General features: G+C 61.3%; 22 protein-coding genes and 1 pseudogene. 11 read left to right on the top strand and 12 right to left on the bottom strand.

The genetic code is table 11. The features are described 5' to 3' along the window. Positions 1-64 precede the first annotated feature (64 nt). Positions 65-526, bottom strand: coding sequence for an Lrp/AsnC family transcriptional regulator (locus APH41_RS06440; protein ID WP_054918076.1), 462 nt, complete (start codon positions 524-526; stop codon positions 65-67). Positions 527-686: 160 nt separating this feature from the next. Here APH41_RS06440 and yedA point away from each other — a divergent pair, with 160 nt between their 5' ends. Further along, complete coding sequence (gene yedA / locus APH41_RS06435; protein WP_034126930.1) at positions 687-1583, top strand: drug/metabolite exporter YedA; 897 nt, start codon at positions 687-689, stop codon at positions 1581-1583. A gap of 48 nt (positions 1584-1631) precedes the next feature. Then, entirely contained in the window at positions 1632-2966 is a 1335-nt protein-coding gene (locus tag APH41_RS06430; RefSeq protein WP_054918074.1) for a DEAD/DEAH box helicase, read from the top strand. 110 nt (positions 2967-3076) lie between these two features. Here the strand turns inward: APH41_RS06430 and APH41_RS27945 are convergent. From APH41_RS27945 to APH41_RS06420, 3 genes and pseudogenes are all read right to left on the bottom strand, one after another. After that, a pseudogene (locus APH41_RS27945) lies at positions 3077-3205 on the bottom strand (aminoacetone oxidase family FAD-binding enzyme); the annotation flags it as partial. Between the two features lie 124 nt (positions 3206-3329). After that, positions 3330-4556, bottom strand: a complete 1227-nt coding sequence (locus tag APH41_RS06425; RefSeq protein ID WP_054918072.1) for a TIGR03862 family flavoprotein — start codon at positions 4554-4556, stop codon at positions 3330-3332. A 171-nt stretch (positions 4557-4727) separates the two neighbouring features. Then, positions 4728-5648, bottom strand: coding sequence for a histone deacetylase (locus APH41_RS06420; RefSeq protein ID WP_054918070.1), 921 nt, complete (start codon positions 5646-5648; stop codon positions 4728-4730). A gap of 77 nt (positions 5649-5725) precedes the next feature. Between APH41_RS06420 and APH41_RS06415 the strand changes: the two genes are divergently transcribed. The 3 genes from APH41_RS06415 (at position 5726) to APH41_RS06405 (ending at position 7908) form a co-directional block, all read left to right on the top strand. Continuing rightward, on the top strand, positions 5726-6295 hold the full coding sequence (locus APH41_RS06415; RefSeq protein WP_054896171.1) for a GNAT family N-acetyltransferase: 570 nt from the start codon (positions 5726-5728) through the stop codon (positions 6293-6295). 159 nt (positions 6296-6454) lie between these two features. Beyond that, positions 6455-7324 carry an acyl-CoA thioesterase II gene (gene tesB / locus APH41_RS06410; RefSeq protein WP_014720043.1) on the top strand — a complete coding sequence of 290 codons (870 nt, stop codon included), beginning with the start codon at positions 6455-6457 and terminating at the stop codon, positions 7322-7324. Further along, entirely contained in the window at positions 7321-7908 is a 588-nt protein-coding gene (locus APH41_RS06405; protein ID WP_054918068.1) for an HAD family hydrolase, read from the top strand. The genes tesB and APH41_RS06405 overlap by 4 nt, the downstream gene beginning before the upstream one ends. A gap of 132 nt (positions 7909-8040) precedes the next feature. Here the strand turns inward: APH41_RS06405 and APH41_RS06400 are convergent, their stop codons facing one another. Genes APH41_RS06400 through APH41_RS06390 form a run of 3 tightly spaced genes read right to left on the bottom strand, consistent with a single transcriptional unit; the run spans position 8041 to position 10362 of the window. Next, positions 8041-9015, bottom strand: a complete 975-nt coding sequence (locus APH41_RS06400) for a hypothetical protein (RefSeq protein ID WP_054918066.1) — start codon at positions 9013-9015, stop codon at positions 8041-8043. Beyond that, the gene (locus tag APH41_RS06395; protein WP_014720040.1) at positions 9016-9903 is read right to left on the bottom strand and encodes a neutral zinc metallopeptidase; all 888 of its coding nucleotides are present in this window, start codon (positions 9901-9903) and stop codon (positions 9016-9018) included. Between the two features lie 45 nt (positions 9904-9948). Further along, a complete protein-coding gene (locus tag APH41_RS06390) occupies positions 9949-10362 on the bottom strand; it encodes a lipoprotein (protein WP_054918064.1) in 414 nt (137 codons plus the stop codon). Positions 10363-10561: 199 nt separating this feature from the next. On the opposite strand from APH41_RS06390, the gene APH41_RS06385 reads away from it, so the two are divergent. Further along, on the top strand, positions 10562-11440 hold the full coding sequence (locus APH41_RS06385) for a DMT family transporter (RefSeq protein WP_003194370.1): 879 nt from the start codon (positions 10562-10564) through the stop codon (positions 11438-11440). Here APH41_RS06385 and APH41_RS06380 read toward each other — a convergent pair whose 3' ends face one another. After that, entirely contained in the window at positions 11441-12775 is a 1335-nt protein-coding gene (locus APH41_RS06380; RefSeq protein ID WP_054918062.1) for an MFS transporter, read from the bottom strand. A gap of 226 nt (positions 12776-13001) precedes the next feature. Here APH41_RS06380 and quiC point away from each other — a divergent pair, with 226 nt between their 5' ends. Together quiC and APH41_RS06370 are read left to right on the top strand one after the other, a co-directional pair. After that, the gene (quiC, locus tag APH41_RS06375) at positions 13002-14903 is read left to right on the top strand and encodes a 3-dehydroshikimate dehydratase QuiC (RefSeq protein ID WP_054918060.1); all 1902 of its coding nucleotides are present in this window, start codon (positions 13002-13004) and stop codon (positions 14901-14903) included. Positions 14904-14980: 77 nt separating this feature from the next. Next, a complete protein-coding gene (locus tag APH41_RS06370; RefSeq protein ID WP_014720036.1) occupies positions 14981-15646 on the top strand; it encodes a TetR/AcrR family transcriptional regulator in 666 nt (221 codons plus the stop codon). A gap of 135 nt (positions 15647-15781) precedes the next feature. Here APH41_RS06370 and APH41_RS06365 read toward each other — a convergent pair whose 3' ends face one another. After that, positions 15782-16630 carry a shikimate dehydrogenase gene (locus APH41_RS06365; RefSeq protein WP_054918058.1) on the bottom strand — a complete coding sequence of 283 codons (849 nt, stop codon included), beginning with the start codon at positions 16628-16630 and terminating at the stop codon, positions 15782-15784. After that, entirely contained in the window at positions 16630-17076 is a 447-nt protein-coding gene (gene aroQ, locus APH41_RS06360; RefSeq protein WP_019818037.1) for a type II 3-dehydroquinate dehydratase, read from the bottom strand. The genes APH41_RS06365 and aroQ overlap by 1 nt, the downstream gene beginning before the upstream one ends. Before the next feature lie 39 nt (positions 17077-17115). Here aroQ and APH41_RS28740 point away from each other — a divergent pair, with 39 nt between their 5' ends. The 3 genes from APH41_RS28740 to APH41_RS06350 all read left to right on the top strand — a co-directional run bounded on the left by APH41_RS28740 (position 17116) and on the right by APH41_RS06350 (position 18320). After that, the gene (locus APH41_RS28740) at positions 17116-17343 is read left to right on the top strand and encodes a hypothetical protein (protein ID WP_127881444.1); all 228 of its coding nucleotides are present in this window, start codon (positions 17116-17118) and stop codon (positions 17341-17343) included. An 84-nt stretch (positions 17344-17427) separates the two neighbouring features. Continuing rightward, a complete protein-coding gene (locus tag APH41_RS06355; RefSeq protein WP_054918056.1) occupies positions 17428-17859 on the top strand; it encodes a DUF4160 domain-containing protein in 432 nt (143 codons plus the stop codon). Then, entirely contained in the window at positions 17856-18320 is a 465-nt protein-coding gene (locus APH41_RS06350) for a DUF2442 domain-containing protein (RefSeq protein WP_034126939.1), read from the top strand. The genes APH41_RS06355 and APH41_RS06350 overlap by 4 nt, the downstream gene beginning before the upstream one ends. Positions 18321-18436: 116 nt before the next feature. On the opposite strand, the gene trmA is transcribed toward APH41_RS06350, so the two are convergent. Beyond that, on the bottom strand, positions 18437-19516 hold the full coding sequence (trmA, locus tag APH41_RS06345; RefSeq protein ID WP_034126940.1) for a tRNA (uridine(54)-C5)-methyltransferase TrmA: 1080 nt from the start codon (positions 19514-19516) through the stop codon (positions 18437-18439). Next, on the bottom strand, positions 19513-20808 hold the full coding sequence (locus APH41_RS06340) for an NCS2 family permease (RefSeq protein ID WP_054918053.1): 1296 nt from the start codon (positions 20806-20808) through the stop codon (positions 19513-19515). Before APH41_RS06340 ends, trmA begins: the two co-directional genes overlap by 4 nt. Positions 20809-20917 lie beyond the last annotated feature (109 nt).

The following is a 20917-nucleotide window of genomic DNA, read 5'->3' as shown; positions in this document are numbered from 1 at the left end:
CAAGCCAGCTCCCACAGTTGACCGCGTCGCTCGGGCAGTACGCGATCCCTGTGGGAACGATCGCTCAGCCAGCATTTTTCCCATTGGCTTCCAATTGCCCCAACGGCACCCGCCGCTCTATCGCGCTGGACAAAATAATCGAGGTCTTGCTGAAGCCAAACTTCGCTACGCGGTTAATCAGGCTCTCCAACTCGGGCATCGAGCCCACCGCCGCTTGCATGATCACGCAGGGGTCGCCGGTGACGCGGTGGCATTCGGTCAGTTCGGGTATCTCCGCCAGGGCGTCGTACACCTTTTGGCTGCCATGGTTGGTCAGCCGCAACTCAATCACGCATTGAATCGGCAAGCCCACTTTGGATAAATCCACCTTGGCCTGGTAGCCGGTGATCACGCCGCTGGCCTCAAGCTTGGCCACGCGTTCGGCCACGGCGGGTGCGGAAAGGTTCACGGTGCGCGCCAGTTGCGCGTAGGAAGCACGGCCATCTTCAAGCAGGGCGCTAAGGAGCATGCGGTCGTATTTGTCCATGATAAGGCTCCGGTTGCGCGTGGCTTTCGAAAGCACGGTTTATAGCCTTGATAACCATGCTTTGAGAAGTGTATTGGCGTTTTAAACAGGTTTTGTAACTTAAGTTTATCCACCTTCGTTTCTAGAATATGTCTCCCATTTCCTGCCATAGAGCCGCCCAATGCCTGGCCCACGTCGCTTTCCCTTACCGTTGATCGCCGCCTTTTTTGCGTTGTATGTGATCTGGGGTTCCACCTATCTGGTGATTCGTATCGGCGTGGAGTACTGGCCGCCGCTGTTGCTGGCGGGGATTCGGTTTTGCACGGCGGGGGTATTGATGTATGGCTTCCTCAGGTGGCGCGGGGTGCCGGCGCCGACCTGGCCGCAGTGGAAGGCGGCCGGGATGATCGGCATTTTGTTGCTCACCGTGGGCAATGGTGGCGTCAGCGTGGCGGAACATATGGGCGTGTCGTCCGGCGTGGCGGCGCTGGCGGTGGCGACGGTGCCGCTGTTTACCTTGCTGTGTGGGTTTTTCTGGGGCGCGCGTAATACGCGGTTGGAATGGGCAGGCGTGCTGCTGGGGATCATCGGCATCGCCATGCTCAACATGGGCAGTACCTTGCAGTCGAGCCCACTGGGCGCGGTGTTGCTGTTGATGGCGGCGGCGTCCTGGGCCTTCGGCTCGGTGTGGAGCCGCCACTTGCCGCTGCCCCAAGGCGCCATGGCCAGCGCCGCGGAAATGCTCGTGGCCGGTGTGGCGCTGCTGATCGTCAGCGCGCTGTCCGGCGAGCACCTGCAGGCCATGCCGCCGCTGGAAGGCTGGCTGGCCCTGGCGTACCTCACGGTGTTCGGCTCGATCATCGCCTTCAACGCTTATATGTACCTGCTCAAGCACGTACGCCCGGCGGCGGCGACCAGCTACGCCTATGTGAACCCGGCCGTCGCCGTGTTGCTGGGGATTGTGTTCGTGGGTGAGAGCATCGGCCTGGAAGAAGCCCTGGCAATGCTGGTGATCATAAGCGCGGTGTTGCTGATCAGCCTGCCCCAATGGCGCAAGCCCAAACCCGAAATAAGGTAAACTGCCGCGCATTACGCCCTTGCGCTGAATTTTTCCTACGGTAACTACATGACTTTCGCCACCCTTGGCCTGATCGAACCCTTGCTGCGCGCCCTTGAGACGCTTGGCTACCAGACCCCGACGCCGGTGCAGGCGCAAGCCATTCCGGCAGTGCTGGCCGGTCGCGACCTGATGGCCGCGGCCCAGACCGGCACCGGCAAGACCGCAGGTTTCGCCTTGCCGCTGCTGCAACTGCTGACCATGGAAGGGCCGAAAGTCGCCGCCAACTCGGCGCGTGCGCTGATCCTGTGCCCCACCCGTGAACTGGCCGAGCAGGTTCATGCCAGCGTTGCCGAGTACGCCCAACACCTGCCGCTGACCACTTACGCGGTGTACGGCGGCGTGAGCATCAACCCGCAGATGATGAAGCTGCGCAAAGGCGTCGACATTCTGGTCGCCACCCCTGGCCGCCTGATCGACCTGTTCCGCCAGAACGCGCTGAAGCTCAACCAGCTGCAAACCCTGGTGCTGGATGAAGCCGACCGCATGCTCGACCTGGGCTTCTCCGAAGAGCTTGCCAACATTTATCGCATGCTGCCGAAAAAGCGCCAGACCCTGTTGTTCTCCGCGACCTTCTCCGATGACATTCGCCTGCTGGCCGGGCAGATGCTCAACGACCCGCTGAGCATCGAAGTCAGCCCGCGCAACGTTGCCGCCAACACCGTCAAGCAGTGGGTGGTGCCGGTGGACAAGAAGCGCAAGCCGGAGCTGTTTGTGCACCTGATGCGCAAGGGCCGTTGGAAGCAAGTGCTGGTGTTCGCCAAGACCCGCAACGGCGTGGATGCGCTGGTGGACAAGTTGCAGGGCCTGGGGATCAACGCCGACGGTATTCATGGCGACAAACCCCAAGCCACCCGCCAACGCGCACTGGACCGCTTCAAGGCCAGCGAAGTGCAAATCCTGGTGGCCACCGATGTGGCGGCCCGTGGCCTGGATATCGAAGACCTGCCGCTGGTGGTCAACTTCGACCTGCCGATCGTGGCCGAGGACTACATCCACCGTATCGGCCGTACCGGGCGTGCGGGCAACACCGGTGAGGCGATTTCCCTGGTGTGTGCCGATGAGGTGAACATGCTCTCGGCCATCGAGATGCTGACCCGCCAGACCCTCACCCGCAAAATGGAACCGGAGTTCGAGCCGGAGCACCGCGTGCCGGACACCGATGCCAGCGGGCAGGTGGTGAAGAAACCGAAAAAGCCGAAGAAGCCGAAGGCGTCCGGCGGTGGCGGCAAGCGCAACCTGGGCAAGTGGGTGGACAGTGGGGAAGTAGCCCCGGCTGAGCCTTCGATCAAGCCGGTGCGCAAGGTGCCGGTTTTTAACACTGGGCCGCGTAAGAAGAAGTGATTGATCGTTCCCACGCGCGTGGGAACGCATCCTGTGACGCTCTGCGTCACGAACCTAAAGCGGGACGCAGAGCGTCCCTGGCGGCATCCCCACGCAGAGCGTGGGAACGATCAGCGTTGGAGCCATTCCAACATCCCCAGCCCAGCCGCCCGGCCACTGGCAAAACACCCGGTCAGCAAATACCCACCGGTCGGCGCTTCCCAATCGAGCCTTTCCCCCGCACAAAACACCCCAGGCAATGGCTTGAGCATTTGATCGTTCCCACGCTCCGCGTGGGAGCGCATCCTGTGACGCTCTGCGTCACGAACCTAAAGCTGGACGCAGAGCGTCCCTGGCGGCATCCCCACGCAGGCGTGGGAACGATCAGCGTTGGAGCCATTCCAACATCCCCAGCCCAGCCGCCCGGCCACTGGCAAAACACCCGGTCAGCAAATACCCACCGGTCGGCGCTTCCCAATCGAGCATTTCCCCCGCACAAAACACCCCAGGCAACGGCTTGAGCATCAACCGCTCATCCAGCGCTTCAAACGGCACACCACCCGCCGTGCTGATCGCCTCATCCATCGGCCGCGTTTTCACCAACGTCAGCGGCAACGCCTTGATATCCACCGCCAATTGCGCCGGGTCGGTGAAGTGTTCAGCAGGCGTCAGCTCGCGCAACAACGCCGCTTTCACGCCATCCAACCCCAGCTGACTGTGCAAATGCTTGCTCATCGACCGCGAGCCACGGGGCTTGGCCAATGCGGCCTGCACCTTGTCCAGCGGCTTGCTGGGCAGCAAATCGATATGCACCGTGGCCGCACCGTCGCGGTTGATCGCTTCGCGAATCGGCGCCGATAAGGCGTAAATCAAGCTGCCTTCGATACCGGTGGCAGTGATCACGCATTCGCCCAGCCGAGGTTTGTCATCCCCCAGGCCAATGGCGACGTTTTTCAACGGCGCGCCAGCGAATTTGCTGACCATCAACTCGCTCCATGCCGACACTTCAAACCCGCAGTTGCTCGGTTGCAGCCTCACATAGGGCAGGCCTCTGCCTTCAAACAGGTTGAGCCATGCGCCGTCGGAGCCCAATCGCGACCAGCTGCCGCCGCCCAGGGCCAGCAGCACGGCGTCGCTGTGGACAACTTTTTCGCCGTCCGGGCTGTGGATAAGTAAATCGCCCTTGTCATTCCAACCCGTCCAACGATGACGGGTGTGGATAACCACACCTTGCTCCCGCAGACGCTTGAGCCAGGCGCGCAGCAGTGGCGCGGCTTTCATATCGGTAGGAAATACGCGGCCGGAGGTGCCGACAAAGGTCTGGATACCCAGGCCATGGATCCATTCGCACAACGCCTCGGCGCCAAAGCTGCGCAGCAGCGGCGCCATGTGCGGCGCGCGTTCGCCGTAGCGCGACAGGAACGCCGGGTAAGCCTCGGAGTGGGTGATGTTCATGCCGCCCACGCCTGCCAGCAGGAACTTGCGCCCCACCGACGGCATGCCGTCGTACAGGTCCACGCGCACGCCAGCCTGGCTCAAGACTTCGGCGGCCATCAGCCCGGCGGGGCCGCCGCCAATAATGGAGACGTGGTGGGCAGAAGTCTGAGGCATGGGCAGGGCTACGGTGATGTGAATAGGTCGAGCATTCTACCCGACCACGACGCCGCTGCCTGATCAAAAAACGTACACTTTCCTACAGGCCATGCGGTCAAACGCTTGTAGCCGCTTACGCTCAAGTTATCCACAGGCCGTTCCACAGGCATTGTGGGTAACGCCCACAACTCAATGACAGCCTGATGACGTCCATACCCGCTGCGCGCTGTGGTGCAGGATGCCGTGGCGGCGGGCGAGGGCGGGGCGGTCCTTGCTATAGCCGCCACCGATCACGCCCATCACCGGTATGTCGCGGCCCAGGCAGTGGCGCATCACGCTTTCATCACGGGCGGCGACGCCTTTGTCTGTCAGCTTGAGGTAACCAAGGGCGTCGTCCTTGTGCACATCCACGCCGGCGTCGTACAGCACCAGGTCCGGCTGGTAGAGCGGCAGCAGGTAGTTGAGCGCGTCATCCACCACCTTGAGGTAGTCGGCATCGCCCATACCCATGGGCAGCGGGATGTCCCAGTCGCTCTGGGCCTTGCGTGCCGGGAAGTTCTTTTCGCAGTGCAGCGACACGGTGATGGCGTCCGGCGTGTCGTGCAGGATGCGTGCGGTGCCGTCACCCTGGTGTACGTCGCAATCGAAGATCAGCACGCGATTGACCCGGCCGTTGGCCAACAGGTAATGGCTGATCACCGCCAGGTCATTAAAAATGCAGAAACCCGCCGGATAATCGTAATGGGCATGGTGGGTGCCGCCCGCCAAATGGCAGGCCAGGCCATGTTCTAGGGCCTGTTCGGCGGCCAGGATCGAGCCGCCCACCGCACGCACCGTGCGCCGGGCCAGGGCTTCGCTCCACGGCAGGCCGAGGCGGCGTTGGTCTTCGCGGGACAGTTCGCCGCTCATGTAGCGTTCGATATACCCAGGTTCATGGGCCAGGGCCAAAATGTCTGCCGGGCACAGCGGCGGGCGCAGCAATTGGCTGTCTTCGGTGAGGCCGCTGTCCACCAGGTGGTCACGCAACAGGCGAAACTTGTCCATGGGGAACCGGTGGTCCGCCGGGAACTCAGGGCTGTAGTCTTCGTGGTAGATCAATGGCAAGGGCATGGGATTTTCTGACGGGAACCTGCGACGGATCTTAACAGCGCTGTACACTCACGCACATGGCAAGGCAGGGGGGACCCATGGAGCCGATACTGGAATTGGAAAGTGCACGCTTGGTGCTGCGCCAATGGCGCGACAGCGACCTGCCGGACTTTGCGCGCATGTGCGCCGACCCGCAGGTAATGCGTTACTTCCCGGCTCAATTGAGCCACTTGGAGAGCGCAGCGTTGATCGGCCGGATTCGCGGGCATTTTGCTGAATATGGCTTTGGGTTCTGGGCTTTGCAGCGCAAGGACACCGGTGAATTTATCGGCCTGACGGGCCTTGCGAATGTCAGCTTCGAAGCCGGCTTTACCCCAGCGGTGGAGATCGGCTGGCGCCTGGCCCGCGAACATTGGGGCCTGGGTTATGCCAGTGAGGCGGCCTGGACGGCGTTGCGCTGTGGTTTTGACCGCTTGCAACTGGACGAAATCCTGGCCTTCACCACTGAAGCCAATCTGCCCTCACAAAAAGTCATGCAGGCCATCGGTATGCATTACGATCCGCAGGCAGATTTTGAACACCCGAAAGTCGCAGCCGGTGACCCGCTGCGCCCGCATGTTTTGTACCGCATCACCCGCGCCCAATGGTTGGACACGCTGCACGGATAAGCAGGCGGTCATGCTCAACAGAAACCCGTAGGAGCGAGCTTGCTTGCGAAGAACGCAAGAGCGCTGCGGTAAACCAGAAGCGCTGCGTCATCGTTAACGACCTTCGCGAGCAAGCTCGCTCCTACAGGTGGATACCGTTTTGCTTTGAGGAGAGTTTCAATGAGCCAAGTATTGGAAGATCTGGTGGACTTGCTGACCCTGGAGCCGATCGAGGAAAACCTCTTTCGCGGCCGCAGCCAGGACCTGGGCTTTCGCCAACTGTTCGGCGGCCAAGTGCTCGGCCAGTCGCTGTCGGCGGCCAGCCAGACCGTAGAAGAAGCGCGGCATGTGCATTCCCTGCACGGTTATTTCCTGCGCCCTGGCGATGCCGCGTTGCCGGTGGTGTATTCGGTGGACCGCGTGCGCGACGGTGGCAGTTTCAGCACGCGTCGTGTCACCGCGATTCAAAAGGGCAATCCGATCTTCACCTGCACGACCTCGTTCCAGTACGACGAACAAGGCTTCGAGCACCAGACCACCATGCCGGTGGTAGTGGGCCCGGAAAACCTGCCGTCGGAGCTGGAGCTGACCCAGCAACGTGCGCACCTGATCCCCGAGCACATGCGCGACAAGCTGCTGTGCCCCAAGCCCATCGAAGTGCGCCCGGTCACCGAAAAAGACCCGTTCAACCCGCAGCCGTCCGACCCAGTCAAGTACGTGTGGTTTCGTGCCGACGGTGCCTTGGCGGACACGCCGGCGTTGCATAAATACCTGTTGGCCTACGCCTCGGACTTCGGCCTGTTGACCACCTCGTTGCTGCCCCATGGCAAGACCGTGTGGCAGAAAGACATGCAGGTCGCCAGCCTCGATCACGCGCTGTGGTTCCACGCCGACCTGCGTGCCGATGACTGGTTGCTGTACGCCATGGACAGCCCGTGGGCTGGCAACTCCCGGGGTTTCTCCCGGGGCAGCGTGTACAACCGCGCCGGGCAACTGGTGGCGTCGGTGACCCAGGAAGGTTTGATCCGCCATCGCAAGGATTGGGCATGAGCCTCGGCGACGTTAGGCACTGGGTGTTCGACATGGACGGCACCCTCACGGTGGCGGTGCATGATTTTGCCGCGATCCGTGTGGCGCTGGACATTCCACCCGAAGACGACATCCTCACGCACCTGGCGGCTTTGCCGGCGCCGGTTGCAGCGGCCAAGCACGCCTGGTTGCTGGAGCACGAGCGCGAGCTGGCCCTGGGTTCGGTGGCGGCGCAAGGCGCGGTGGAACTGGTACGCGAATTGGCCGGGCGCGGTTATCGCTTGGGGATCCTGACCCGCAATGCGCGGGAGCTGGCCCATATCACCCTGGAGGCGATAGGCCTGGCGGACTGCTTTGCCATTGAGGATGTGCTGGGGCGCGATGATGCGCCGCACAAGCCGGATCCCGGTGGGTTGCTGAAACTGGCGGCGGCTTGGGACGTAGCACCCCGCGAAATGGTGATGGTGGGGGATTATCGCTTTGACCTGGATTGTGGCCGGGCAGCGGGCACCAAGACGGTGTTGGTGAACTTGCCGGAGAACCCTTGGCCGGAATTGGCGGATTGGCACGCCGAGGATTGTGCGGCGTTGCGCCGAATGATCTAAGCCGGGCGACAGAGAGCAAATGTGGGAGCTGGCTTGCCTGCGATAGCGGTGGGTCAGCTGACACTTTATCAACTGACAGTCCGTCATCGCAGGCAAGCCAGCTCCCACATTTTGATGGGGTTCCTTCAGGTGCTACTGAGCGAACAGTACCTTTTCTCCCTCTGGCGAGGTAAACATCTTATCCCCGTCATGCCCCACCCCCGGCACTTCTACCAGCCGGTGGCCCAACTGCGGATGCCGCTGCTTGAGGTAGTCAAAGTAGTTGTGGCCACGAAGCAGTCGATACGCACCCTGGGTTTCGGCTTCGCAGCTTTTATCCAATGCCGGGTGGTTGGGGTCGGTGTCCTGCTGGCCCAACAGGTAAGTGATGTCGCGTGAGACGTAGTCTTGTTCCAGTTGTTGGGCACCTCGGTCACCCACGTAATTCGGCAGGTTTTGCATGCCGTACTTCCAGTCGTTGAAGCCTGGGCAATTGGCAATGTCGAACGTCACCGGGCGTTGCGGGCTGAAGTAAGCATAGGACGACGGGTTGGCCACCACATACCGCAGGCGGATGCCCTCGGAATTGAGCAATGGGTGGTCGTGGCCGGTGAGGGCGAAGCGCTGCACCACTTGGCCGCCACCGGAATGCCCGGCGACCACGATTTCTTTCAGTGCCGGGAACAGTTTGCGGTTGCCCAAGTGCTTGATGATCTGGTCCAGAGCGCCATAAGAGCTGATCTGCCCTGGGCCGGTGGACGCTTCGCCGGCCATCCAGTCGTTACCCTTCCAACGCACTACCTCGTGGCCCAGGTGATTGCGCTTCACGTCGGCTTGATTGAGAAACTGCGGCGCGATCACCAGCGTACTGCCGACCACCCCGGCATGCTCGGCGGCGTCGATGCCGCTTTGCAGGTAGGTTTGTGCATTGCGCAGACGGCCATGCACGATGATCAATGCGCGCGTGACCTTGGGCAGCGGCTGGCCCCAGTTTTGGCTCAGGCCCAGGCTGAGGTCGCCGGCCTCCAGATGAAAGCGATCGGGGCTGACCACCTTGACGCCTTGTTCAGCCGCGAAGGTGCAACAGGACACGAGCACACCCAGCAGCAACCCCAATCGTTTGATCATTTAGAGACTCTTGGCCGCGAAGGTATCGCATTGAGTGATCTGGCCCTGGGCGAAGCCGGTCTTGAACCAGCGCACGCGCTGGGCCGAGGTGCCGTGGGTGAACGAGTCTGGTACCACGCGCCCCTGGCCCTGTTGCTGCAAGCGGTCATCGCCGATGGCATTGGCTGCGTTCAGGGCCTCTTCGATATCACCGGGTTCCAGCCAGTTCAGGCGTTTTTGCGCATGGTTGGCCCACACGCCGGCAAAGCAATCGGCTTGCAGTTCCTGGCGAACCAGCAGGCCACCGTCGCCTTCCATCTGCCGACCCTGTTGGCGCGCTGCCTGGATCTTGGACGAGATGCCCAGCAACGTTTGTACGTGGTGCCCGATTTCGTGGGCGATCACGTAGGCCTGGGCGAAATCACCGGCGGCCTGGAAGCGTTGCGACATTTCCCGGAAAAAATCCAGGTCCAGGTACACCTGCTGGTCAGCCGGGCAGTAGAACGGGCCGCTGGCTGAGGTGGCGCCACCACAGGCAGAGTTGACCCGGCCACGGAACAGGATCAGTTTCGGGTTCTTATAGGCCAACCCATTTTCCTGGAACACCTGGCCCCAGGTGTCTTCGGTATCGCCCAGCACGGCGCGCACAAAGTCGGCTTGCTCATCGTTGGCTGGCGGCGCTTGACGCGGCTGGGTGCTGACCGACGGCGCCTGTTCCATCTGGCCGGTCAATTGGCCAAGAATCTGCATCGGGTCCTGGCCGGTCAGCCAGCCAATGCCGACGATCAGCACGATGGCCGTGAGGCTCAGGCCCTTGCCGCCGCCGAAGCGCATACCGCCACCGCCGCCGCCACTGTCGTTACGGGCATCCACCACGTTGTCGCTGCGTCGGCCTTTTTTCCATAGCATGGGAGCAATCCTCTGTGTGCTAACCGTGATTGATTATGGCCGGTATTAACGGCAATAGCCTTCGCCAGTGGCAACGATCAGGCAGTCTTTTTTATCCGCCAGCCACTTCAAACCGGTGGCGGCGCCATCGCCAGCGCGCAACAGCTGCGGGCCGTCGGGGCGGGTGAAGGCGATGCCGTCTTCAGCGGCCTCACCTTTGAAGGTGCCGGCGTCATCGGCGTCCAGGCCATATTGCATGGTGAGAAGGTAGTGGCCGCGGCCAATGCTGTCGTCCTTGGCGATGGTCAGGTGCAAGCTTTCGACGCCGACCCACTTGCCGACCCATTTATCGGTGGGCGGGGTTTCGGGCACCAGAGTCGCTTGCACGGAGGCGGGCGCGGGCTTGGGGGCTTCTTTCGGGGTTTTATCGCAGGCGGCGAGCAGGGCGAGGGCAGACAGGGCAAAGAGGATTTTTTTCATAGCGGCAAGGCCTTGGTTAAAAAGTGTGCAACGCCGGGGCGAGCGTGCAGCGTTGGACTCGGATCCATCGATTTAGTGCGCTGTTCGCCCAGTGTTTGGTTATGCTCTTGGGGCAGACTCCGGCCCGGCTGCTAGATTACCGGGTTGAGCGCGACTTGGTTCAGCGCTCAGCGTCCCGCTCGCCACACAAGAGAATTCAATGACTGTCAGTACCCCGCTCTCCGGCGTCAACCATCCGTTCAAAGGCATCCTGCTGATTGTGCTGGCGACGTTCCTGTTCTCCAGCCACGACGCCTTGTCCAAATACCTGGCCGGGTTTTACCCGATCGTGATGGTGGTGTGGGCGCGGTACATGGTGCACACCTTGCTGATGGCCGGGATCTTCCTGCCGCAATCGGGCTTGCGCGTGTTGCGCAGCAAGCGGCCGGGCATGCAGGTGGTGCGGGCGTTATGCCTGTTGGGCACCAGCCTGTTCTTCACCACAGCGCTGCATTACATCCCGTTGGCCGAAGCTACAGCGGTGAACTTCCTTGCGCCGATCCTGGTGACGGCGCTGTCGGTGCCGTTGCTCGGTGAGCACGTGACCCGTGGCCAGTGGCTGGCGGTGATCTGCGGGTTTATCGGCGTGGTGATCATTATCCACCCCGGCGGCGAGCTGTTTACCCCGGCGGTACTGCTGCCGCTGTGCTCGGCGCTGTTCTTCTGCTTCTACCAGTTGCTCACGCGCATCCTCAGCCAATACGACAGCCCGACTACCAGCAACTTCTTCGCCGGCCTGTGCAACACCTTGGTGATGAGTGCGATGGTGCCGTTCTTCTGGCAAGTGCCGACGTTGTGGCACGCGGTGATGATGCTGGCGCTGGGCACCTGCGGGATGACCGCGCACCTGATGCTCACCCAGGCGTTCCGCTTCGCGGCGCCGGCCTTGCTGGCGCCGTTTGGCTATTGCCAGATCGTGTTTGCGGGGTTGTTGGGCTGGCTGGTGTTCAGCCATACCCCCGATATGACCACGGTGGTGGGTATCGGGGTGATCTGCATGAGCGGGTTGGCCGCTGCCTGGCAGCAGCGGCGGCGTTAGTTAAACGTCTACCGTGGGGATCTTGCGCGGCGCCATGAAGTACATCCACACCAGTGCGATGAAGTACATCGCCGGGATCAGGGTGAACAACACCGTGTAGTTGTTGTTGGTCACCGTGAGGATATGGCCGACGATCTGGGTCATGAACATGCCGCCGATGGCCGCGCACATGCCGCCGAAGCCGAACACCGTGCTCATCATGTGCTTGGGCGTGTAGTCCATCACCAGGCTCCAGATGTTGGCGGTCCAGGCCTGATGCGCGCCGATGGCCAGGGAGATGGCGAACACCGCGACCCACAGCTGGCTGGAGCCGGCCGCCATGATCACGCCGACGATGCAGCAGGCGAACAGCAACATCGACAACAGCCGCGCCTTGATCGAGTTCATCCCACGGCCGATCAGGAATGACGACAGGATCCCACCGCCCACGCTGCCAAAGTCGGCGGTGAGGTAAATGATGATCAGCGGAATGCCCATCTGGGTCACGTTGATGCCCAGGTTGTATTGCTGGTTCAAGAACGGCGGCAGCCAATACAGGTAGAACCAGAACACCGGCGCAGTGAGCGAGTAGGCAAGGGCGAAGGCCCAGGTGCCGCGCATGCGCAGGATGCGGCTGAACGGCACGCGGGGTTGTTCCGGCTCGACTTCCTGTTGCACGTAGTCCAGTTCGGATTGTTTAACGGTGGGGTGGTCTTCCGGGTTGTAGTACTTCAAGCTCCAGAGCACCAGCCAGATACCGCCGAGTGCCGACATGCACAGGAACGCTGCCTGCCAGCCCCACACGTGCAGGATCAACGGCAGCAGCATGGGCGTCATCATCGCGCCGACGTTGGTGCCGGCGTTGAAGATGCCGGTGGCCACTGCCCGTTCACCCGCCGGGAACCACAAGCGTGTGGTCTTGACGCAGGCCGGGTAGTTGGCGGCTTCGGTCAGCCCGAGGACAAACCGGCAGACCATAAAGCCGACCGCCGAGGTGGCCAGGCCATGGGCGCCGGTGGCCAGGCTCCACAGCAGCACGGCGCAGAAGAACACGCGCTTGACGCCGACCCGGTCGATCAAGCGGCCTTGCAGCACAAAGCCGATGGCGTAGCCGACCTGGAACCAGAAGTTGATGTTGGCGTAGTCCATCGCCGTCCAGCTCATTTCCTTGGCGAGGATCGGTTGCATCACGCCCAAGGCGGCGCGGTCGATGTAGTTCAAGGTGGTGGCGAAGAACACCAGGGCCAGCATGCCCCAGCGCGTTTTACCCACGGCCAGGGCACCGCGGATCTTGTCGCCGATGCCGGCGTGCGGGTTGCCCGGGCGCGCGGCCAGGGCTGAATTTTGCAGAGGCATGAGGTTTGTACCCGTTTTTTGAAATTCTTATGGTGTGTTCTGGGTCTTTGTTACGTGAACGAATTGCCCGGTCGATGGTGCGCAGTGGTTAAAAAGTCGTCAATTCGCCAAAGAGGCTTAGTGTTCGATAATCGCACCAAAAACTAACCGGTTCGTACATTTTAATTGCTGCCTGTAGGCTGGGGGCGAATAATTTGCCACAAACAACAATTGCCGGGAGTCTTCCATGCAACGTTCTATTGCCACTGTGTCCTTGAGCGGCACCCTGCCGGAAAAACTCGAAGCCATCGCCGCCGCCGGGTTTGAGGGGGTGGAGATCTTTGAGAACGACTTGTTGTATTACGACGGCAGCCCTCGGGAAGTCCGGCAGATGTGCGCCGACCTCGGCATCGCCATCACCCTGTTCCAGCCGTTTCGCGACTTCGAAGGCTGCCGCCGTGATCGCCTGGCACGCAACCTGGAGCGTGCCGAACGCAAATTCGATTTGATGCAGGAACTGGGCACCGATCTGGTATTGGTGTGCAGCAATGCCTCGGCCGACAGCGTGGGTGACGAACGCATTCTGCTCGATGACCTGAGCCTGCTGGCCGAACACGCGGGCAAGCGCGGCCTGCGCATCGGCTATGAAGCGTTGGCCTGGGGCAAGCATGTGAACACCTGGCAGCAGGTGTGGAACCTGGTGCGCCAGGTCGATCACCCAAGCCTCGGTGTGTTGCTCGACAGCTTCCACACCTTGTCGCTCAAGGGCGACCCGAGTGGCATCGCGCAGATCCCCGGCGACAAGATTTTCTTTGTGCAAATGGCCGACGCGCCGATCCTGGCCATGGATGTGCTGGAGTGGAGCCGGCATTTCCGCTGCTTTCCGGGGCAGGGCGAGTTTGACCTGGCGGGCTTTCTCGCGCCGATCATCCAGAGTGGCTACACCGGGCCGTTGTCCCTGGAAATTTTCAATGACGGTTTCCGTGCTGCGCCGACCCGCGCGAATGCGGCGGATGGCTTGCGGTCACTGTTGTACCTGGAAGAAAAAACCCGCCAGCGCCTGGCGCAAGAAGCCCCCGCTGCGCACGTGGATATCCTGTTTGAAACTCCGGCGGCCAGCGAATACGACGGTATCGAGTTTCTTGAATTTGCCGTGGATGAGAGCCTCGGCGCCAAACTGACCCACTGGTTGGAGCGCCTGGGTTTCGCCAGGGCCGGCCAGCATCGCTCCAAGAATGTGAGCCTGTTGCGCCAGGGTGACATCAACCTGATCCTCAACTGCGAACCCTATTCCTTCGCCCACAACTTTTTCGAGGCCCACGGCCCGTCGCTGTGCGCCACGGCAATTCGGGTCAAGGACAGTGCCAAGGCCCTGGAGCGGGCGGTGGCCTACAAGGGCCAGCCTTATCGCGGCCTGGTCGGCCCCAACGAGCTGGAATTGGCCGCCGTGCGTGCACCGGATGGCAGCCTGATTTACCTGGTCGACCCCAGCGAAGGCGGGCTGTACGACACCGATTTCAACCTGCAAACGGCTGCACCCGCCAGTGGCGGCTTGCTGCGCATCGACCATATGGCCATGGCGCTGCCGGCCGACAGCCTCGACAGTTGGGTGTTGTTCTACAAAAGCCTGCTGGATTTCGAAGCCGATGACGAAGTGGTCCTGCCCGACCCCTACGGCCTGGTGAAAAGCCGTGCGTTGCGCAGCCGTTGCAGTTCGATTCGCCTGCCGTTGAATATCTCCGAAAACCGCAACACGGCGATTTCCCACGCGCTCTCCAGCTATCGCGGTTCGGGCGTGCACCACATTGCCTTCGATTGCGCGGATATTTTCGCCGAGGTACGCCGGGCCAAAGAGGCCGGTGTGCCGTTGCTGGATATCCCGCTCAACTATTACGACGACCTGGCGGCACGCTTCGATTTCGACGATGAGTTCCTCAGTGAGTTGGCGTATTACAACGTGCTGTACGACCGCGACGCCCAGGGCGGTGAGTTGTTTCATGTGTACACCGAGGCGTTCGAGGGGCGGTTTTTCTTCGAGATCATCCAGCGCAAGAATGGCTATGCCGGCTACGGCGCTGCCAACGTGGCGGTGCGTCTGGCGGCGATGGCCAAGTCGCGCAGTGGGGCGGTACGCCAGGCTCGGCTATAACCGCAAGGCAGGTGCTTCCTTCGGGGAGCGCCGCGGCCCATAATCAGCGCCTGCACAACAATGGCCGTGAGCGCACCATGACCTCGAGTCCCGATCTCCCCGCGGTAGCTGACGCACCGCGCAAGAGTCGCAAGAACAATCCGGAAAAGACCCGGGAGAATATTCTCCAGGAAGCCATTGTCGAGTTTGTTCAACAGGGCCTGGCCGGCGCTCGCGTAGACGCCATCGCCGAGCGCATCCACACTTCCAAGCGCATGATCTATTACTACTTCGGCAGCAAGGAGCAGTTATACGTCGAGGTATTGGAGAAGCTCTACGGCGATATCCGCAACACCGAAACCCGCATGAACCTCACCGCCCTGGAGCCGCGTGAGGCGATTCGCCGGTTGGTGGAGTTCACCTTCGATCACCACGACCAGAACGTGGATTTCGTGCGCATCGTCAGCATCGAAAATATCCACAACGCCGAGTACGTCAAGCGCACCGAGACCATCAAGGCGATGAACAGCAAAATCCTGGAAGGGTTGGGGGAGACCTTGCGCCGCGGGGCTGAGCTGGGGCTGTTTCGCGAAGGGCTGGAGCCGCTGGATGTGCACTTGCTGATCAACTCGTTCAGTTTCTACCGGGTGTCCAACCGGCACACCTTCAGCGAGATTTTCCAGATCGAGCTGTCGGATGAGGCGATCAAGCAGCGCCATCGGGAAATGATTTGCGAGTCGGTGTTGCGCTACCTGCAAGCCTGAGAACTGATCGTTCCCACGCTCTGCCTGGGAATGCCGACATGGACGCTCTGCGTCTGCTGTCAAAGTCGTGACGCGGAGCGTCACGTGAGGCGTTTCCACGCAGAGCGTGGGAACGATCATGATGGGGTTGCATCCCTAGATATTCATGCTCTGGAAGTGCGCCAGCATCCTGTCTGCATCCGCCACTTCGCCGCTGAACAACTCAAACGCCTTCACCGCCTGAAACACCGCCATATTGCCGCCATCCAGGGTACGGCAACCCAAGGCGCGCGCGTCGCGCAGCAGTTGGGTTTCCAGCGGGAAGTACACAATTTCCGCCACCCACAATTCAGCCCGCAACAACGCCGCAGGCACAGGCGTGCCGGGCAGCTTGGCCATGCCCATCGGCGTGGTGTTCACCAGGCCATCGGCCTCGGCCATGGCATTTTCCAAGTGGCTGCCGACCTGAGCGCGACCGATGCCGAACTGCTGGGCAAGGTTATCCACAAGGTCCTGGGCGCGAGTGCGGTCGACATCGAAGATGCTCAAGTACTCCACGCCTTCTGCCAACAGTGCATGGGCCACTGCCGCGCCCGCACCACCGGCGCCCATCTGCACCACGCGTTGGCGCGGTACGTTGTGCAAGTTGCGCCGAAAGCCTTCGGCGAACCCCAGGCAGTCGGTGTTATGGCCAATGCGCTTGCCGTCCTTGAACACCACGGTGTTGACCGCGCCAATGCCCCGGGCCTCATCGGAAAGTTCATCGAGCAACGGCAGGATCGCCTGCTTGCACGGGTAAGTAATGTTCAGCCCGGTGAAGTGCATCAGCTCGGCGGCCCGTAGTAATTCCGGCAGGGCGTTGAGGTCCAGGTGCAGCGGCTCCAGGTCGATCAGGCGATACAGGTAGCGCAAGCCCTGGGCGTCGCCTTCCTGCTCATGCAGTGCCGGTGTGCGTGAGGCCTGGATGCCGGCGCCGATCAGGCCCGCGAGTATGCGTGGTTTCATCAGGTGCGTCCCTTCAGCGTCAGGCTGAAATGTTCCAGTGCCAGGTGGTAGCCATGGCTGCCAAACCCGGCCAGCACGGCCTGAGCGATCGGTGACACAAACGAGTGATGACGAAAGGCTTCACGGGCATGCACGTTGGATAAATGCACTTCGATCACCGGCACTTCACTGGCCACCAGGGCATCGCGGATCGCGACCGAAGTGTGAGTCCAGGCCGCCGGGTTGATCACAATACCCGCGCAGCGGTTGCGGGCGCCGTGGATCCAGTCGAGCAATTCGCCCTCGTGGTTGGTCTGGCGAAACTCGATCTTCAGCCCGAGCTTGTCGGCGCTGCGACCACACAGGGCGGCAATGTCGGCCAGGGTTTCATGGCCATAAGTGGCAGGCTCGCGGGTGCCGAGCAGGTTGAGATTGGGGCCGTTGAGCACCAGCACGATGGGCGGCATAGAGGCTTCTCCACAGTTCTTATTGGTTGTGGAGTCAAAATGTACTGGTTGGTTAATTTGGTCAATGGATGGCTGCGGATCTGTTCGGTGATCGAACGTTTAATCAATGCAATTGCTGGATCACCGGCTGACGTGCATTCGGTTGAAGTATTGCGCGAGGTTGCTGAACGAGGAGGACTTTCGAGCATTGGCCGGGTCGTTCCAGTCGTTGGCATCACTGGTTACAACCCGGCATTCGCCGGGTTTTTTGTGGTTACTAATCTGTGAAACAGCTTCGGGAATAGGAGCCGGTTGTCGGGTGGCAGAGGGAAATTGTTACCTGACGGAAAATAACCTAACGGATGGGTTACGATGAGAGTAGGTGCTTACAAAGGCTATGTCATTTCGGTGTTTATCAGGGATGAGCATTGCCCGCCCCATGTGCATGTCAGGGGCAAGGGATGGGATGCGCGGTTTCGTTTCAGTTTCCTGGATGGGGAAGTTGAGTTGTGGGATGTAGAGCCTGAACGGAGGCGGCCACCCGCAGCACTTCTGAAGGAGATACGCGGGGCGATCATGCAGCGGCACTACTTGGCGCGGGCACGCAGGATCTGGTGGGAAAAACTGCAGACGGTTTGCCTGGAGAATCATTCCTGGAATTGGGACGCTGGTGAGTTGGTTCCAGGATTGGTCATTCGACACGGCGTCTATGTCATCGCCAGCGCCAGGCACGATGTCATAGCGCAACGGACTATTTTTTTGAATCTGGTAAGAGCGCCAGATTGCGTGGGGATTAATTTATGAAAATCATAAAAGCCAAAGTCACACCTTATGTACCTCTCACTGAAGCCGACGTTGACAAGGCAATCGCCCGAGGGCGCAGGTTGAAACGCCTGTACGCCAACGCCAGTAACGTACGTTATGAAAACGATTGCCTCTCCATTGGCTTCAGCGATGGCAGCCGCGTTGTGTTGCCGGTGGCTGGCCTGCCGGAGTTCGAAGGGTTTTCAGAGAAGGATTTCCAGCAACTGGAAGTGACGTTCGGTGGCAAGGCGATTAGCTGTGAAGCGCAGGACCTGGATGTTTCGATCACAGGGTTGATCGCTACAAGCCAGCCGCTGATGGACCTGGCAACCAGCCTGGTGGCATCGCGCAATGGTCGCAAAAGCAGCGCGGCCAAGACCGCAGCGGCCCGGGCCAATGGCAAGAAGGGTGGCCGGCCACGCAAGGAAGTACCGCAGCCCCCAGAGACAACAGACACTTGAATAAACAGTAGGAGCGAGCTTGCTCGCGAAAACCCCACAGGCACCGCGTTCATCCAGGAAGCACGCGTTATCGTTGACGTTTTTCGCGAGCAAGCTCGCTCCTACAACCCACAGGTTTATCGACGGGTCAGCAACACGCCCGACTCCATATGGTGCGTCCACGGGAACTGGTCAAACATTGCACACTGGGTGATCCGGTGCGTGTCGTGCAGTTGCGCGATATTCGCCGCCAGCGTCTCCGGGTTGCAGGAGATGTACAGGATGTTGTCGAAGCGCCGGGTCAGCTCGCAGGTGTCCGGGTCCATGCCAGCGCGGGGCGGGTCGACGAAGACGCTACCGAACTCGTAGCTTTTCAGGTCGATGCCGTGCAGGCGGCGGAACGGGCGCACTTCGTTCAGGGCTTGGGTGAGTTCTTCGGCAGAGAGGCGCACCAGGTTGACGTTATCCACGCCATTTTCATCCAGGTTGCTCAGGGCCGCATTCACTGAGGTCTTGCTGATCTCGGTGGCCAGCACCTTGCGCACGCGGGTCGCCAGCGGCAGGGTGAAGTTGCCGTTGCCGCAGTACAGCTCCAACAAATCGTCCGGGCGATCGCCCAGCGCTTCGTAGGCCCAGTTGAGCATCTTCTGGTTCACCGTGCCGTTGGGCTGGGTGAACGCGCCTTCGGGTTGGCGATAGCTGAAGGTGCGCCCACCGATGTCGAGTTTCTCCACCACGTAGTCGTGGCCGATCACATCGCGCTTGCCCTTGGAGCGGCCGATGATGCTCACATTCAGCTCAGCGGCCAATTTGTTCGCGGCGGTGTGCCAATGTTCGTCCAGCGGGCGGTGATAGCACAGGGTGATCATCGCGTCGCCGGCCAGGGTGGTGAGGAACTCCACCTGGAACAGCTTGTGGCTCAGGGCAGCGCTGGCTTGCCAGGCGGCCTTGAGTTGCGGCATCAACTGGTTGATGCGCTGGCTGGCGATGGGGAAGTCTTCGATGAGGATCGGCGTGCGCTTGTCCTCCTGGGAGAACATCGCGTAGTGGCGCTCGCCGCCTTCGCGCCACAGGCGGAACTCCGCACGCAGGCGGAAGTGCTGCAGCGGCGAGTCGAAGACCTGCGGCTCAGGCGCGTCGAACGGTGCCAGCAGGTCACGCAGGCGCGTGACCTTGTCTTGCAGTTGAGCGGTGTAGCTTGCGGCGTCAAAAGTCATGCGTTGAACCAGCCCAGCTTGATCACGAACAGGATCGATAGGATCACCAGTGCCGGGTTCAGCTCACGGTAGCGGCCCGAAAGCAGCTTGATGGCGGTCCAGGCGATGAAACCGAAGGCGATGCCGTTGGCGATGGAGTAAGTGAAGGGCATCGCCAGGGCGGTGATCACCACCGGCGCTGCCACCGTAATGTCGTCCCAGTCGATTTCGGCCAGGCCTTGGCTCATCAGCACCGCCACAAACAGCAAGGCTGGCGCGGTGGCATAGGCCGGCACGCTGGCGGCCAATGGCGAGAAGAACAGCGCCAGCAAAAACAGAATCGCGACCACGATGGCGGTCAAGCCGGTCCGGCCACCGGCGCTCACGCCTGCAGCCGATTCGATGTAGCTGGTGGTGGTCGAGGTGCCCAGCAGGGAGCCGGCCATGGCGGCGGTGCTGTCGGCAATCAGCGCGCGGCCCATTTTCGGCATATGGCCGTCCTTGCCCATCAGGCCGGCGCGCTTGGCGACGCCGATCAGGGTGCCGGAGTTGTCGAACAGGTCAACGAACAGGAAGGCGAAGATCACGCTGACCAGGCCGATGTCCAGCGCGCCCTTGATATCCAGCTGCAGGAAGGTCGGCGCCAGGGACGGCGGTACCGAGGTCACACCGATGAAAGGCGTGAAACCCAGGACGATGGAGGCAACTGTCACCGCCAGGATGCCGATCAGCACCGCGCCGCGTACGGCCAGGGCTTCCAGCGCGACGATCAGCACGAAACCCAAGGTGGCCAGGATCGGCGCCGGTTGTTTCAGGTCGCCCAGGCCCACCATGGTGGCCGGGTTGCTCACCACGATACCGGCGTTATGCAGGGCGATCAGCGCCAGGAACAGGCCGATGCCGGCGGCAATCGCCGAGCGCAGCGGCAGCGGGATGGCGTTGATGATCCAATCACGAATGCGGAAGATCGACAGCAGGAAAAACAGCACCGCCGAAATGAATACCGCGCCCAGCGCCACCTGCCAGGTGTGGCCCATGTGCAGGACCACGGTGTAGGTGAAGAAGGCGTTGAGGCCCATGCCCGGTGCCAGGGCAATCGGGTAGTTGGCGATCAGGCCCATCACGGTCGAACCGATGGCGGCCGCCAGGCAGGTGGCGACAAACACCGCGCCCTTGTCCATGCCGGTCTCGCCGAGGATGCTCGGGTTCACGAACAGGATGTAGGCCATGGCCAGGAAGGTGGTGATCCCCGCGAGAATCTCGGTGCGCACATTGGTGTTGTGGGCTTTGAGTTGAAACAGCTTTTCCAGCATGCCGGCTCCCTGTGACGCTATTGTGCGTCGTGATTTGTTGACCTCTAAGTCAAAGCACAAACTGCGCCAAACGCTTGTGGTTTCAGAGAGGATCGGAAAAAGCGGCGCA

It is taken from the genome of Pseudomonas sp. NBRC 111138 (assembly GCF_001320835.1).
Taxonomy (GTDB): domain Bacteria; phylum Pseudomonadota; class Gammaproteobacteria; order Pseudomonadales; family Pseudomonadaceae; genus Aquipseudomonas; species Aquipseudomonas paracarnis.
The sequence above is the reverse complement of the archived record's forward strand: the minus strand, read 5'-3'. Positions and strand labels throughout refer to the sequence as shown.